Consider the following 15,240-nt stretch of genomic DNA (forward strand, 5'->3'; position numbering starts at 1 on the left):
CCTCAACACGATTTGTATTAAACGTAGGTCAATAATCAACATTTTGCGATGTTGATTATTGACCTATCTTTGTCATTAAACAGTTGTCAAGAGTTCAAAAATTACATATAATTGACGCAGCATGAAATAAAAAGGAGTTTATTATGAACCAGAAGAAATTTGGTTTTTTTACAGCACTGTCTATGTTGATTGGTATTTGTATCGGGTCAGGGATTTTTTTTAAAACCTCGAATATTTTATCTTCAACGAATGGAAGTGTTTCATTAGGTGTACTAGTATTTATATTGGCAGCAATATGTATCGTTTTTGGTGGATTAGCCATGGCAGAATTGGCATTGCGCTCAAAAAAAGAAGGGGGACTTGTTGGCTATTTTGAAGAATTTGTATCGTTTAAATGGGCAAGTGCATACGGATTATTTTTTATGTCGCTCTATTTACCGACGATTACCGTTATTCTATGTTGGGTTTCAAGCATTTATACACTGGTCTTATTCGATATACAAATACCTAAATATTATGAATTACTCGTTCAAATAGCTATTGGTGTTGTATATATGATTATGTTTATTTATTTGAATACTCTCTCGACAAAACTAGGGGGACGTATTCAATCACTCACAACGATTATTAAATTGATTCCATTATTTTTAATTGCACTTACAGGATTGATTTTTGGGAAAGAACAACAGACGACTTTACAAAGTTTATCGCAACTAGATATAGGTATGTCAGGTTGGCTCTATGCAATAGTACCCATGAGTTTTGCGTATGACGGCTGGACAGTGTCGACAACGATGGTGCATGATGTTGCAAATCCACAAAAAACATTTAGAAAAGTGCTTATTATAGGGCCGCTGCTTATTTTAAGTATTTACGTCCTTTACTTTTTAGGGGTAACATCTTTCTTGGGTGTGGACACGGTTTTAAAAGAAGGAAAAAATGCTATATTTTTAGTGAGCGATATGTTATTAGGTAATATCGGTGGAAAATTATTGTCTATTATTGTACTTATTTCTGTTTTAGGTACAACAAATGGTCTTGTTATGGCAATGGTACGTATGCCACAAATTTTAGCTAGCAAAGACATGTTGGGACACTATTCAAAACAAGTTGATATAACAGAATCAGGTGTATCGAAACAATCAAGTGTCATCGCTGGATGTATTTTATTTGTATGGTTTGGTATTCATTATTTTGTCATGAAGTATATGCTTTTGGGAGAAAGTGATATTAGTGAGATTGCGATTGTATTTAACTATATTTTGTACATATTATTATACAGTCAAGTATATAGACTAAACTCTATTAAAAATCCAATTTTTAGATATGTAGTGCCGACAGTGGCTATGTTAGGATCTTGTGTTATTTTATTTGGTTCTTTAACGATAAATGCATTTAATGTTGTATTGTTTTTCGGTGTTTGCGCTATTCCTTGTGTTTTAGGTTATCGTTTAGGTAAGAAAGCACTTATACAACATAAACAATAGAAATCAATTAAAAAAAGTGCTAAACTAAGATAAGTTAGCACTTTTTTATTTAGAAAGGCATCAACATGATAAAAGGAATTGGATTAGACATTATTGAGATAGAACGTATTCAAAAGGCTTATGACAAAAATCATTCGTTTGCAAAGAAGATTTTAACAGAGAAAGAATATACATATTTTTTAACTTTAGTAGAATATAGACAAATGGAATTTTTAGCTGGACGCTTTTGTGCGAAAGAGGCATTTTCAAAAGCGTTTGGAACAGGCATTGGGACATTGGGGTTTCATGATATGGAAGTGTTACCAAATGATAAACAAAAACCAGTGATGACATGTACAAAATATCATGGAAAGATATTTGTATCTATTACGCATTCAAATGAATATGCAGCTGCTCAAGTAGTTTTGGAGGAAGAAGAATGAACCCAGCAATACACAGACCTGCCACTGTTACGATTCATTTAGACAGATTGGCATTTAATATTGACATGATAAAGCAACATCTGACAAAGGACAAAGCATTTTTTGCAGTTGTGAAAGCAAATGCCTACGGGCATGGTGCTATTGAAATTGCAAAAAAAGCACAAGCGTGTGGAGTAGACGGGTTTTGTGTTGCCATGTTAGATGAAGCGTTGGAACTACGACACGCAGGTATTACAAAACCTATTTTAGTCTTAGGTTTAACACAAATTTGTGATGTACCATTAGCTATTGAATATGATATTTCACTGACCGTAACAAGTTTGATATTTTTGAAAGAGGCACAAGTTCATATAAAAAAAGGTCGTTTAAAAGTACACTTGGCGTTAAACACGGGAATGAATCGACTAGGGTTACAAACCAAAGAGGATGTCATCACCTTTGAGCAAGGTGTTTTGGAAATGAAGAATATTGATTTTGAAGGTGTTTTTACACATTTTGCAACAGCAGATGGCGAAGATGATAACAAAGTCAAACAACAGTGTCGCTTATTTGAAACATTATTAAGTGTTTTGACAACACGTCCAAAATATATACATTTAGCCAATTCGGCAATGACACTATGGCGAGAAACCGTTGAAACAGATATTGTACGTGTAGGGATTGGGATGTATGGTGTGAATCCGTCAGACTTTGCTTTAAAACTGCCGTACCCATTGAAACCGGTACTCACATGGGAAACAGAAATTAGTTTTGTACATCGCTTAAAACAAGGTGAATCGGTTAGTTACGGTGCTAAGTATATTGCAAAACAAGATGAATGGATTGCCACATTACCTATTGGATATGCAGACGGATTTCGTCGAGCACTAGGCACACAAAGTGTGTATATAGGTGATGAAAAATGTGATGTTGTAGGTGTTGTTTGTATGGATCAAATGATGATACGTATTAGTCAACCATATCCTATCGGGACAAAAGTCGAGTTAATTGGTGAACACAATACCGCATCAAGTTTAGCTGTTAGCATAGGAACGATTGGCTATGAAATTTTATGCGGTATTTCAGATAGAGTGCCACGTATCTATGTTGAGTAACAATGACTTTTATATAAAGAAAGGGTGCGAACCAAAAACTTGAGTTTTTGGTTCGCACCTTCAGACTGTTGACAAATTAAAATGTCGACAGTCTTTTTTCGTATCAGACGTTAAGTTGTACGGCTTACCATGATGTACACGATACATCGCTCGTTCTCTACCATGTGCGAGGACGAAGCCATTCGTACCACAACGTCTGATACGATAATAACGCTTAAAAGTGGTATAATAGAGATAAGAAAAAGGAGGGAAAAATCTATGTTTTATAAAGAAACTCACCCAAATGATGAAATCATATTAAACACATTGTCCGAATTAGTACCAAAAGACCATTTACTACGTAAAATTGATAAATCAATTGATTTCAATTTTATTTATGAGATTACTTCTCCTTATTATAGCCATACGAATGGTCGCAATAGTTTAGACCCTGTTGTTTTATTTAAATTGGTCTTTTTAAAAGATATTTATGGCATTAAATCCATGCGAGAAACCATTAAACGTGTCGAAACGGATGTAGCGTTTAGATGGTTTTTAAACCTCCCTTTCTCTAAACCTACCCCACATTATTCTACTTTCTCTCAAAATTATAGTCGCCGTTTTCAAGGGACTTCTGTGTTTGAAGATATATTTAATACTATTGTACACCAAGCTATCTCACATCATTTAATTAGCGGCACAGCTTTATTCACAGATTCCACACACATTAAAGCAAACGCCAATAAAAATAAATTTAGAAACGCCGTTATGGAAACCGTTCAAGAACGTAAGCGAGATTTAGAAAACGAAATCAACGCCGAACGAGAAGCTATTGGAAAAAAGCCTTTTAGCTACACAGATAAAATCATCTCTAAAAACATAAAAGAAAGTACGACTGATAAAGAAAGCGGCTATTACCATCGGGATAATAAAGAAAAAGGATTTATGTACTTAGACCATCGTAGTGTAGATGGTAAACACAATTTTATTGTAGACTGCTTTATTACACCGGGGAACGTGCATGATAGTGTACCGTATGTGTCGCGATTAACATATATCATGGATAAATTTAAGTTTGATGTGAATTGTGTCGCGTTAGATAGCGGATATTATAAAAAAGACATTTTAAAATTTTTAGAAGAGAAAAAGATATTTTCTGTGATTGGGTATAGACGTTTTCATCGCAATCCTGACCATAAGTTTTTTCGATATGATTCATCTAGAGATTGTTTTACGGATACACGTACGGGAGAAATTTATACCTACAGAAACATTGATAGACAAGGATATAAACAGTATCGTATAAGCGATAACAGTAATAAACGGATACTACGTCGCGCGATAGATGCTGATGTATACGATAGATGTCGTGAACGTCGATTATCTACGTTTGGGAAAGCACTATATAAACGACGGAAAGAAACGATTGAGCGTAGCTTTGCAGACTCTAAACAAAATCATGGGTATCGGTTTGCATAATATAGAGGGGTAGCCAAGATGCAGCAGTACACTTGGTTATCTTGTGCTGCCCAAAACATGAAAAAAATGGCAATTCTACTCACGAGAGATAGCCATTTTTTACAATATAGTTCTTTATTTATCATTTTTAAATGCAAAATCCAACGTATTTTTCAAAACTGGAGAAATACGTTGGATTTTTTATCGCTATTGTCAACAGTCTGAGGGTGCGAACCAAAAACTTGAGTTTTTGGTTCGCACCTTTAATTGTATAAATGAAATTATCCTATATATTTTTTCAAATCTATTTTTTTATCAAGAGTATATAATAAAATACCGCTAGCTGTCATAATAATCAATTCGCTTAAGACAAGTGGTCCATATAAAGTGAAGAATGCTTCTTCAGCTTGTCCAATATAGATGATTAAAAATGTAATAGGTATCATACCGACAAAAGAAAAATTTAGTGTATTAAAAATAAAACGCCCGAGTTTAGATTTAATAAATTTGAATGCCGCAATGGAAAGAACGGAGCATAGTAATGTAGCACCTGTTCCAAAAATAACGTCGTAAATACCAAATGTTGAAAAAGAATTAACAATAGCAACACCGATACCTAATGAAATAATATATTTTTTGTTGTAAATCAATAAATGATTTAAAAATTCAGAAATACGGAATTGAATGGCTCCGTATGCCATAGAAATAACAGGTGTTCCCAATGTTAAAGCAACATAAACACCTGCCATTAAAGCAAGATAAACTTGCTCTTTAATAGACAACTTTTTCATAGAATCCTCCTAGTTTTTTTTCGTGGGATGGTTGCGAACCACGTTGATTACGGTTGGAACGATTGTTTATCCAACCAATCACTTAATTGTTTTGGAGTAATACCTTGCATTTCTTCAAAATCTAATTTATCCGTTATGACACCTTTTTCTACTTTAGCGACAACGGGCGTACCGCTAATGTGATAAGTTTGTTTAAATACTGTCCATTTTTCTTTGTCTTGATGAACCGGCAAGACATTGACATAAAAAATAGATGAGTGTAATTGTCTTCTTTGAATCTCTTTTATAAAGAAAGGCTCAAAAAATTGACAATCAGCACATGTTGGTCTACCAATGTAGACATAAAATGTGTCTTGATTTGCCATTTTTTCTTCAAATGTACTCGGTAATAAGCTATTTAATGTATAGTAGACATCACTATATTTTTCTTGTATGTGCTGTCGTTCCATTTCTTTTTTGTCAATCATTTCTTGTTTTTCATGCAATAAAGCTGTTGCTTTATCGTGTTGACGAAAGAGATTAAAAATAAGTGAAAGACTAATGAGGACAAAGAAGATACTGATGTAATAAGGAATAAACGTTTTTTTCATTTAGGTAACCTCCATGTAACAGTATACGTTTTTTTTATAAATTTTCAACTTATAAATAGAATATATCCTCAATGTTGTGATAAAATAGATGTGTATATCACTATTCGACTAGGAGGAATTTTTTTATGGTGTCTACAAAATCAGTAAATGCAATACGTTTTTTAGGAGTTGATGCTATCAATAAAGCAAAATCAGGACACCCTGGTGTTGTTATGGGAGCGGCTCCAATGGCGTATGCTCTTTATGCAAATCATTTCCATGTTAATCCAGAGCAACCTAAATGGTTCAACCGTGATCGCTTTGTATTATCTGCGGGACATGGTTCAGCATTATTATACGCTTTATTGCATTTAAGCCAATTTAAAGATGTTACGATTGATGAATTAAAACAATTCCGTCAATTACATTCTAAAACACCAGGACACCCTGAGTATGGCTATACACAAGGGGTTGATGCTACATCTGGTCCATTAGGGCAAGGTATTTCTACAGCTATTGGTATGGCTGTTGCAGAGCGTTATTTAGCTGCACAATATAATAAACCAGAATTTCCTGTTGTAGATCATTACACATATGCTATTTGTGGTGACGGTGATTTTATGGAAGGGGTTAGTGCAGAAGCAAGTTCTTATGCAGGACAACAAAAATTAGGAAAACTAATTGCTTTATATGATTCAAATGATATTTGTTTGGACGGTAAAACAGAAGATGCTTTAACAGAAAGTGTACGTAAAAGATACGATGCATACGGTTGGCATACACTTTTAGTTGAAGACGGAAATGATGTAGAAGCATTGTCAAAAGCAATTGAAGAAGCAAAAAAAGATCCACGTCCATCGTTAATTGAAGTAAAAACAATTATTGGTTTTGGTTCTAAAAAACAGGGCACAAATGCTGTGCACGGTGCTCCTTTAGGTGAGGAAGACACAGCGTATGCACGTGAACAATTAGGTTGGGACTATGCTCCATTTGAAGTACCAGAAGATGTTTATGCTGATTTTGATGAACATGTTGTCAAACGTGGAAAACAAGCCTATGACAAATGGATAGATTTAGTTGAAAAATATAAAGCTACTTATCCAGAATTAGCACAAGCATTTGACCGTGTTGTAAACGATGATGTGTTAACAGAATTAAAAGAAAATGATTTTCCGGTATATGAAGTTGGTTTTAATCAAGCGACACGTAATTCGTCACAAGATGCCTTAAATGCGATTGCTAAAGTATCTGCACAATTTTTAGGTGGTTCTGCTGACTTAGCACATTCTAATATGACATACATTAAAGAAGATACATTACAAGACGATACAAATCGTACACAACGTAATATTCAGTTTGGTGTTCGTGAATTTGCGATGGGAACTATTTTAAATGGGATGACTTTACACGGAGGTGTACGTGTGTATGGTGGCACATTCTTCGTCTTTAGTGACTATCTAAAAGGTGCTATTCGTTTAGCAGCTATTCAAAAATTGCCAGTTACGTATGTCTTTACACATGACAGTATTGCCGTAGGGGAAGACGGCCCAACACATGAACCGATTGAGCATTTAGCAGCATTAAGAGCATTACCGAATATAAATGTTATTCGTCCGGCAGATGCAAGAGAAACACAAGGAGCATGGTACTTAGCAGCAACATCAACACAAACGCCAACAGCATTGGTGTTAACAAGACAAGCATTACCTGTACTAGAAAATACATCTTTTGAAAATGTATCAAAAGGTGCGTATGTTGTCTATGAAACAAGTGAAACACCAGACTATTTATTATTAGCATCTGGTTCAGAAGTATCATTGTGTATTGAAGCAGCTAAAGTGTTAAAAGAAGAAGGCAAAGCTGTACGTGTTGTCAGCATGCCATGTTTTGAATTATTTGACAAACAATCTGCTGATTATAAAGAAAGTATTTTACCAAGCAATGTGACAAAACGTTTTGCTGTTGAAATGGCTGCAACAATGCCATGGTATAAATATGTAGGTTTACAAGGATCTGTTTTAGGGATTGATAGTTTTGGAGAAAGTGGTCCAGCAAATGATTTATTAAAACACTTCGGATTTACAGTTGATAATGTGGTTGAACAAGTGAAAAAATTAGGATAATAAAAACCTAACTTAAAAAATAAGATTATATTTATATACACTAAGTGGTGAACGGATGCTTAAATTATCCGTTCACCACTTTTGTTAAATTATCGTGAGATTATATGTGATTCTTATAAAGCAAACAGACATGTGTTATGTTGATGTGTTGAAGTGAATGAGATAGATAGTATTTTTAATAAAATGATGAAAACTATCACATAAGTAGTAGCTTTTTTATAGTCTTAGTGGTATGATGTGCCAATAATATCATTCGAAAAGAGTTGAATAAATTAAAATGGACATTGTAATTGTTGGTGCTGGAAAAGTTGGTCAAACATTATGCGAAGAATTATCGCAAATTCATAATGTGGTGATGATTGACTTATCATCAAATTTAGTAGATGAACTAATGAATAAATACGATATTACAGGTATGGTTGGAAATGGGGCAAGTATTGACACGCAAAAAGAAGCTGGTGTGGAACATGCGGATATTTTTATTGCAGCAACAGATTCAGATGAAGTCAATTTAATTTCTGCTACTTTAGCGAAAAAACTAGGTGTACGACATACCGTATCTCGTGTACGAAATCCAGAATATGCAAAACAACTAGACTTTATGAGAAATGCGCTAGGTATTTCTTTAATTATCAATCCAGAAATGGCAGCGGCAATGGATATTGCTAGAGCAATTCGCTATGCCTCAGCATCAAATGTTGAAACATTGGCAGGAAATAGAGCCTCTCTTGTTGAGGTAGACATCACAGACAAATCTACCTTAAATGGTTTGAGTTTAAGTGATTTTAGAACAAAATATGGTTCTGTTTTAGTTTGTATTATTGATAGAGATGGCGATGTCTTTATTCCATCTGGTAGTGATACATTACAAGCTAACGATAAAATCTATGTGGCAGGATTGCCAAAGGATATGACGACGTTTCATCGACAAATTGGGAACAGTGAAAAAGCCATTAAATCTGTTTTTGTTTTGGGCGGTGGGAAAATTGCATATTATTTATTCAAATTGTTAGAGCATACACACATGGATATGAAAGTTATTGAACATAATTTAGAAAAATGTGAACAATTAAGTGCGGAATATCCAGCATTAAAAGTCATTCATGCAGACGGAACAAATCCGGATATTTTAGATGAACAAGGTTTAGAAAATTATGATGCTTTTGTGTCTTTAACAGGAGTTGATGAAGAAAATTTAATTGCGTCTATTTATGCAGATAAAAAAGGTGTACGTAAAGTTATTACGAAAATGAGCCGTACAAATATTTTAAAAGTATTAGATACAAAACAATTAAAGAAAATTGTAACACCTAAAAACTTGATTGCTAGTCAAATTTCTCGATTTGTTCGTTCACGTGCCAATGCACAAGGTTCACGTGTTGAAGCGTTGTATCGTGTTGCACAAGGTAAGGTTGAAGTACTCATGTTTAAAGTATCTGAACAGTGTCATATTTTAGATAGACAAATTAAAGATATGCCATTGAAGAAAAATTTATTGATTGCGTATATTTTAAGACAAGGAAAAATTATTTATGCGAATGGACGAGATAGTTTACAAGCAGATGATAAAGTCATTGTTATTACAACAAATAAACATTTTTCTGATTTAGAAGATATTTTGGATAAATAGGCAGGCTCAGAAGATGAATCGAAAAATTATTATTTATTTAATAGGAAAATTATTACTAGTTGAAGCATTATTATTATTGGCACCACTTTTTGTATCCCTAATTTATCAAGAAGATTGGAAATACATATCGGCTTATTTAATGACCATAGGATTATTACTCTCATTAAGTTGTATCATGTCATTAAAAAATCCAAAAGGCATTACACTACGTGCTAGAGATGGTGCTGTTATTGTCGCATTGGGTTGGATTTTACTCGCCTTTTTTGGAGGTTTGCCATTTGTCTTTTCAGGAGATATTCCATCTCTTGTCGACGCATTTTTTGAAACAGCAAGTGGATTTACGACAACTGGTTCCAGCATTTTAACAACACTAGCTCCATTGTCCAAATCAAATTTATTTTGGAGAAGTTTTACTCACTTAATCGGCGGTATGGGTGTGCTTGTTTTTACGTTAGCAATTTTGCCAGATTCTAAAGCAGATTCCGCACAATTACTGCGAGCTGAAGTTCCCGGACCTGTTTTTGGAAAACTCGTATCGAAATTAAGCGATACAGCACGTATTTTATATGCGATTTATTTATCTTTAACACTTATTTTAATACTTATTTTAGTATTAGGTGGCGTACCGCTATATGACTCAATGCTATTATCATTCGGTACAGCAGGAACAGGTGGTTTTGCCATTAACGATGCAGGATTTTCTATTTATGCCAATCCAGCTTTTGTTGAATACGTGATTGGTATTGGTATGCTTATATTTGGTATTAACTTTAATTTATTCTTTTTAATGATGATTGGTTATGCCAAAGCTGCTTTTAAAGATGAAGAGTTACATTACTATTTAGGTATCGTTATTATTGCCATTTTACTGATTACGCTATCTTTAGCACCAAATTGGGCTACGCTAGAAGAAACGTTTAGACATGTGTTGTTTACAGTAGCATCTATTGTAACGACAACGGGATATGCAACAGCTAACTTTGGAGAATGGACATTGTTTGCTCAAGTGATTGTGTTAATTTTAATGTTTATTGGCGGCTGTGCAGGTTCTACGGCAGGGGGTATGAAAGTATCTCGTATTGTGATGTATATAAAAGAAGCTGTTTCTGAAATGAAGCGTTTAGGGCATTCAAACCGTATTGTAACGACAAAATTCAATGGGAAAGCATTACGAAAATCAGATAGTACAAAAGTATCGAATTATTTACAAATATATCTATTAACCTTTATTCTTTTATTGATTTGTGTGTCTATTGAAGCCCCAGATTTTCTAACGGCATTTTCAAGTGTTGCAGCAACATTTAATAATATAGGCCCTGGATTAGCAGCGGTTGGTCCTATTTCTAATTTTGCATTTTACTCGGATATGACAAAAATCATTTTATCGTTGAGTATGATAGCAGGACGTTTGGAAATATATCCAATTATTATTTTATTGGCGCCATCAACGCTTAAAAAATTATTTAAAGGAAATAAAGCTCATTAGTATGAACTGATGAGCTTTTTTTGATATAATAAGAAAAAGTACTCTAAGGAGTGGAAACGAATGAAAATAGTAAAAAAAATTATTTTAGTATTAGGTGGATTAAGTGCTGTAGGATGGATTTTTACCCTTTTGTCAGCATATCATATCTTACCAGAAATAGCTCATTCCTTTATGCTTATACAAGGGACAGTCGTTCTGACTGGGATGACGTGGCTATTATATTTAGGAGTTGGGTTATCGAATGTTTTTTATGCAAGAAAACATGAGATACACGTGGAACAAACGACAAAATTGACGACACGTATTGTATCGTATGCGATATATGCATTGATATATTGCCTTTTGAAAAAGTTAAGTGTACAAGACTTTTTTGCCTATTTTCTCATGATGTGTGTCTTATTTTTACCAAGCGCTTTTCTATTCCCTTATTATCTCTTAAAAAGAAATTAGCATCTTTTATAGATGCTCAGATTGTTGACAATAGCGATAAAAAATCCAACGTATTTTTCCAGTTTTGAAAAATACGTTGGATTTTACATTTAAAAATGATAAATAAAAAACTATATTGTAAAAAATGGCTATCTCTCGTGAGTAGAATTGCCATTTTTTTCATATTTTGGGCAGCACAAGATAACCAAGTGTACTGCTGCATCTTGGCTACTCCTCTATATTGTGCAAACCGATACCCATGATTTTGTTTAGAGTCTGCAAAGCTACGCTCAATCGTTTCTTTCCGTCGTTTATATAGTGCTTTCCCAAACGTAGATAATCGACGCTCACGACATCTATCGTATACATCAGCATCTATCGCGCGACGTAGTATCCGTTTATTACTGTTATCGCTTATACGATACTGTTTATATCCTTGTCTATCAATGTTTCTGTAGGTGTAAATTTCTCCCGTACGTGTATCCGTAAAACAATCTCTAGATGAATCATATCGAAAAAACTTATGGTCAGGATTGCGATGAAAACGTCTATACCCAATCACAGAAAATATCTTTTTCTCTTCTAAAAATTTTAAAATGTCTTTTTTATAATACCCGCTATCTAACGCGACACAATTCACATCAAACTTAAATTTATCCATGATATATGTTAATCGCGACACATACGGTACGCTATCATGCACGTTCCCCGGTGTAATAAAGCAGTCCACAATAAAGTTATGTTTACCATCGACACTACGATGGTCTAAGTACATAAATCCTTTTTCTTTATTATCCCGATGGTAATAGCCGCTTTCTTTATCAGTCGTACTTTCTTTAATCGTTTTAGAGATGGTTTTATCGGTGTAATGAAACGGCTTTTTTCCAATAGCTTCTCGTTCGGCGTTGATTTCGTTTTCTAAATCTCGCTTACGTTCTTGAACCACTTCAATAACGGCGTTTCTAAATTTATTTTTATTGGCGTTTGCTTTAATGTGTGTGGAATCTGTGAATAAGGCTGTGCCGCTAATTAAATGATGTGAGATAGCTTGGTGTACAATAGTGTTGAATATATCTTCAAACACAGACGTCCCTTGAAAACGGCGAATATAATTTTGAGAGAAAGTAGAATAATGTGGGGTAGGTTTAGAGAAAGGGAGGTTTAAAAACCATCTAAACGCTACATCCGTTTCGACACGTTTAATGGTTTCCCGCATGGATTTAATGCCATAAATATCTTTTAAAAAGACCAATTTAAATAAAACAACAGGGTCTAAACTATTGCGACCATTCGTATGGCTATAATAAGGAGAAGTAATCTTATAAATAAAATTGAAATCAATTGATTTATCAATTTTACGTAGTAAATGGTCTTTTGGTACTAATTCGGACAATGTGTTTAATATGATTTCATCATTTGGGTGAGTTTCTTTATAAAACATAGATTTTTCCCTCCTTTTTCTTATCTCTATTATACCACTTTTAAGCGTTATTATCGTATCAGACGTTGTGGTACGAATGGCTTCGTTCTCGCACATGGTAGAGAACGAGCGATGTATCGTGTACATCGTGGTAAGCCGTGCAACTTAACGTCTGATACGAAAAAAGACTGTCGACATTTTAATTTGTCAACAGTCTGAGCATCTTTTATAGATGCTTTTTTTGTAAAAGCAAAAGCTAGCTTATTATTAGGAATTATTATAAAATAAAGACGATAAAATTTGAAAAGAGGTATAATATGTCTATTTTAGAAATTAAAGATTTACATGTATCAATTGAAGATAAAGAAATTTTAAAAGGTGTCAACTTAGTCATGAAAACAGGAGAAATTCATGCCGTAATGGGACCTAATGGAACAGGTAAATCAACTCTATCAGCAGCGATTATGGGGCATCCAAGCTATACAGTAACAAAAGGTGAAATTTTACTCGATGGTGAAAGTGTTTTAGATATGGAAGTAGACGAACGTGCAAGAGCTGGATTGTTTTTAGCCATGCAATACCCAAGTGAAATTGCAGGTGTGACAAATGCTGAATTTATGCGTGCAGCCATGAATGCAAGACGTGATGATGATAATAAAATTTCCGTACGTGATTTTATTAAAAAATTAGATGAAAAAATGGCTTTATTAGACATGCCTGAAGAAATGGCAGAACGTTATTTAAATGAAGGTTTCTCTGGAGGAGAGAAAAAACGTAATGAAATTTTACAATTATTGATGATTGAGCCAACATTTGCTATTTTAGACGAAATCGATTCTGGTTTAGATATTGATGCCTTAAAAGTTGTCTCAAAAGGTGTGAATGCAATGCGTGGTAATCGTTTTGGGTCATTGATTATTACACACTATCAACGCTTATTGAATTATATCGAACCAGATATTGTTCATGTGATGATGGGTGGAAAAATTGTGAAAACAGGTGGCGCAGATTTAGCGAAACGTTTAGAAGCAGAAGGATATAAAGGTATCCGTGATGAGTTAGGCTTAGATATTGAGATTGATGGAGAATAATAGAATGGATACATTACAAACATTTTCTATGTTAAAGCAAGAACCTGAGTGGGCAATTGCACAACGGACACAAGCATACGGATTATTAGACACATTAGCATTACCTATTATTGAACGTGTGAAATTTAATCGTTGGCATTTGTTTGATACAATGATTGATTCAGATGAGCAAAGTGATGAAACAGGATATGGTGTTTTAACGAATTTAGAGCATGATAAACCATTATTAGTACAATATGGAACACGTACTGTTTTTGAACAATTACCTACATCGTTGGTTGAACAAGGTGTTATTTTAACAGACCTATTCACAGCAATGCAAGAATATCCAGAGTTGGTACAAGCCCATTTAAACACTGTTGTAGCAGTTGATGAGGATAAATTAACAGCATTTAATCGTGCGTATATGAACAGTGGTGTGTTTTTATATGTTCCAAAAAATGTCGTGATTGAAGAACCTATTCAAACGATTTTATTACAAGACAGTAGCATTCAAGAAGCCTTTGTTAAACACGTTCTGATTGTTGCCGATGTGAATAGTCAATTAACATACGTTGAAAAATTAGAAACATTTGGCAATAAGAAAAACACAGCGAATATTGTGGTAGAAGTAATCGCTAAAGACGGTGCAAAAATAAAATACGCTGCCGTTGACAGACTGGGTGAACAAACACATGCGTATATCAATCGTCGTGGACGTATCCAAAAAGATGCAGATATTAACTGGGCGATAGGTGCTTTAAATGACGGTAATGTCATTGCCGATTTTGATTCCGATTTAGTAGGTACCGGTTCGACAAGTCATGTAAAAGTTATTGGTATTTCAACTGGTAAACAAGTGCAAGGGATTGACACACGTGTGACAAATTATGCTAAACATTCCGTAGGGCATATTTTACAACATGGTGTTATTATGGATAAATCAACGCTAACGTTTAATGGTATTGGACATATTATTAAAGGAGCAAAAGGAGCAGATGCACAACAAGAAAGTCGTGTGTTAATGTTATCTCAATTTGCTAGAGGAGATGCCAACCCAATTTTATTGATTGATGAATGTGATGTGACAGCAGGGCATGCAGCAAGTGTCGGACAAGTGGATGAAGAACAATTATTCTATTTGATGAGTAGAGGTTTAAGCCAAGATGATGCAGAAAAACTTGTTATTCGTGGTTTTTTAGGTGCTGTTATTACAGAAATTCCAATGCGTGATATTCAAAAAGAAATGATTGACGTGATTGATCATAAGCTAGGTGAATAG

14 protein-coding genes and 1 riboswitch are annotated in these 15,240 nt (G+C 34.2%); of the genes, 11 read left to right on the forward strand and 3 right to left on the reverse strand.

Translation table 11 applies throughout. The annotated features are described in order from the left end of the window. Positions 1-143 precede the first annotated feature (143 nt). The 5 genes from H1220_02425 to H1220_02445 all read left to right on the forward strand — a co-directional run bounded on the left by H1220_02425 (position 144) and on the right by H1220_02445 (position 4,665). Positions 144-1,487 (forward strand): APC family permease, encoded by a 1,344-nt coding sequence (locus H1220_02425; protein ID QMI86229.1) that lies wholly within the window; start codon positions 144-146, stop codon positions 1,485-1,487. Positions 1,488-1,552: 65 nt separating this feature from the next. Further along, the gene (locus H1220_02430; protein QMI86230.1) at positions 1,553-1,909 is read left to right on the forward strand and encodes a holo-ACP synthase; all 357 of its coding nucleotides are present in this window, start codon (positions 1,553-1,555) and stop codon (positions 1,907-1,909) included. Next, positions 1,906-3,003 carry an alanine racemase gene (alr, locus tag H1220_02435; GenBank protein QMI86231.1) on the forward strand — a complete coding sequence of 366 codons (1,098 nt, stop codon included), beginning with the start codon at positions 1,906-1,908 and terminating at the stop codon, positions 3,001-3,003. Before H1220_02430 ends, alr begins: the two co-directional genes overlap by 4 nt. Before the next feature lie 258 nt (positions 3,004-3,261). Beyond that, positions 3,262-4,461, forward strand: a complete 1,200-nt coding sequence (locus H1220_02440) for an IS1182 family transposase (GenBank protein ID QMI86232.1) — start codon at positions 3,262-3,264, stop codon at positions 4,459-4,461. An 18-nt stretch (positions 4,462-4,479) separates the two neighbouring features. Then, positions 4,480-4,665 (forward strand): hypothetical protein, encoded by a 186-nt coding sequence (locus H1220_02445; protein ID QMI86233.1) that lies wholly within the window; start codon positions 4,480-4,482, stop codon positions 4,663-4,665. 56 nt (positions 4,666-4,721) lie between these two features. On the opposite strand, the gene H1220_02450 is transcribed toward H1220_02445, so the two are convergent. Together H1220_02450 and H1220_02455 are read right to left on the reverse strand one after the other, a co-directional pair. Further along, positions 4,722-5,231: a QueT transporter family protein gene (locus tag H1220_02450; protein ID QMI86234.1), complete on the reverse strand. Its 510-nt coding sequence runs from the start codon at positions 5,229-5,231 to the stop codon at positions 4,722-4,724. A 3-nt stretch (positions 5,232-5,234) separates the two neighbouring features. Next, positions 5,235-5,279: riboswitch (PreQ1 riboswitch) on the reverse strand. Beyond that, on the reverse strand, positions 5,279-5,821 hold the full coding sequence (locus H1220_02455) for a thioredoxin family protein (GenBank protein QMI86235.1): 543 nt from the start codon (positions 5,819-5,821) through the stop codon (positions 5,279-5,281). (Overlaps the previous riboswitch by 1 nt.) 128 nt (positions 5,822-5,949) lie before the next feature. Here H1220_02455 and tkt point away from each other — a divergent pair, with 128 nt between their 5' ends. From tkt to H1220_02475, 4 genes are all read left to right on the forward strand, one after another. Further along, complete coding sequence (gene tkt / locus H1220_02460; GenBank protein ID QMI86631.1) at positions 5,950-7,923, forward strand: transketolase; 1,974 nt, start codon at positions 5,950-5,952, stop codon at positions 7,921-7,923. A gap of 277 nt (positions 7,924-8,200) precedes the next feature. Next, the gene (gene trkA / locus H1220_02465; GenBank protein ID QMI86236.1) at positions 8,201-9,553 is read left to right on the forward strand and encodes a Trk system potassium transporter TrkA; all 1,353 of its coding nucleotides are present in this window, start codon (positions 8,201-8,203) and stop codon (positions 9,551-9,553) included. Positions 9,554-9,566: 13 nt separating this feature from the next. Next, on the forward strand, positions 9,567-11,039 hold the full coding sequence (locus H1220_02470) for a TrkH family potassium uptake protein (protein QMI86237.1): 1,473 nt from the start codon (positions 9,567-9,569) through the stop codon (positions 11,037-11,039). A gap of 60 nt (positions 11,040-11,099) precedes the next feature. After that, complete coding sequence (locus tag H1220_02475; protein QMI86238.1) at positions 11,100-11,489, forward strand: hypothetical protein; 390 nt, start codon at positions 11,100-11,102, stop codon at positions 11,487-11,489. 16 nt (positions 11,490-11,505) lie between these two features. On the opposite strand, the gene H1220_02480 is transcribed toward H1220_02475, so the two are convergent. Next, on the reverse strand, positions 11,506-12,909 hold the full coding sequence (locus H1220_02480; GenBank protein QMI86239.1) for an IS1182 family transposase: 1,404 nt from the start codon (positions 12,907-12,909) through the stop codon (positions 11,506-11,508). Between the two features lie 296 nt (positions 12,910-13,205). On the opposite strand from H1220_02480, the gene sufC reads away from it, so the two are divergent. Both sufC and sufD read left to right on the forward strand, forming a co-directional pair. Further along, positions 13,206-13,979: a Fe-S cluster assembly ATPase SufC gene (gene sufC, locus H1220_02485; protein ID QMI86240.1), complete on the forward strand. Its 774-nt coding sequence runs from the start codon at positions 13,206-13,208 to the stop codon at positions 13,977-13,979. Then, the gene (gene sufD, locus H1220_02490; GenBank protein QMI86241.1) at positions 13,969-15,240 is read left to right on the forward strand and encodes a Fe-S cluster assembly protein SufD; all 1,272 of its coding nucleotides are present in this window, start codon (positions 13,969-13,971) and stop codon (positions 15,238-15,240) included. The genes sufC and sufD overlap by 11 nt, the downstream gene beginning before the upstream one ends.

Source organism: Carnobacteriaceae bacterium zg-84 (genome assembly GCA_013874835.1).
In the GTDB taxonomy this organism is placed as follows: domain Bacteria; phylum Bacillota; class Bacilli; order Lactobacillales; family Aerococcaceae; genus WM01.

Bases quoted from the DNA above. Each gene is read 5' to 3' on its own strand.
- H1220_02450 (QMI86234.1), bottom strand. From the start codon at position 5,231: ATGAAAAAGTTGTCTATTAAAGAGCAAGTTTATCTTGCTTTAATGGCA.
- alr (QMI86231.1), top strand. From the start codon at position 1,906: ATGAACCCAGCAATACACAGACCTGCCACTGTTACGATTCATTTAGAC.
- H1220_02455 (QMI86235.1), bottom strand. From the start codon at position 5,821: ATGAAAAAAACGTTTATTCCTTATTACATCAGTATCTTCTTTGTCCTC.
- H1220_02440 (QMI86232.1), top strand. From the start codon at position 3,262: ATGTTTTATAAAGAAACTCACCCAAATGATGAAATCATATTAAACACA.
- H1220_02470 (QMI86237.1), top strand. From the start codon at position 9,567: ATGAATCGAAAAATTATTATTTATTTAATAGGAAAATTATTACTAGTT.
- H1220_02480 (QMI86239.1), bottom strand. From the start codon at position 12,909: ATGTTTTATAAAGAAACTCACCCAAATGATGAAATCATATTAAACACA.
- H1220_02425 (QMI86229.1), top strand. From the start codon at position 144: ATGAACCAGAAGAAATTTGGTTTTTTTACAGCACTGTCTATGTTGATT.
- H1220_02475 (QMI86238.1), top strand. From the start codon at position 11,100: ATGAAAATAGTAAAAAAAATTATTTTAGTATTAGGTGGATTAAGTGCT.
- sufC (QMI86240.1), top strand. From the start codon at position 13,206: ATGTCTATTTTAGAAATTAAAGATTTACATGTATCAATTGAAGATAAA.
- trkA (QMI86236.1), top strand. From the start codon at position 8,201: ATGGACATTGTAATTGTTGGTGCTGGAAAAGTTGGTCAAACATTATGC.
- H1220_02445 (QMI86233.1), top strand. From the start codon at position 4,480: ATGCAGCAGTACACTTGGTTATCTTGTGCTGCCCAAAACATGAAAAAA.
- sufD (QMI86241.1), top strand. From the start codon at position 13,969: ATGGAGAATAATAGAATGGATACATTACAAACATTTTCTATGTTAAAG.
- H1220_02430 (QMI86230.1), top strand. From the start codon at position 1,553: ATGATAAAAGGAATTGGATTAGACATTATTGAGATAGAACGTATTCAA.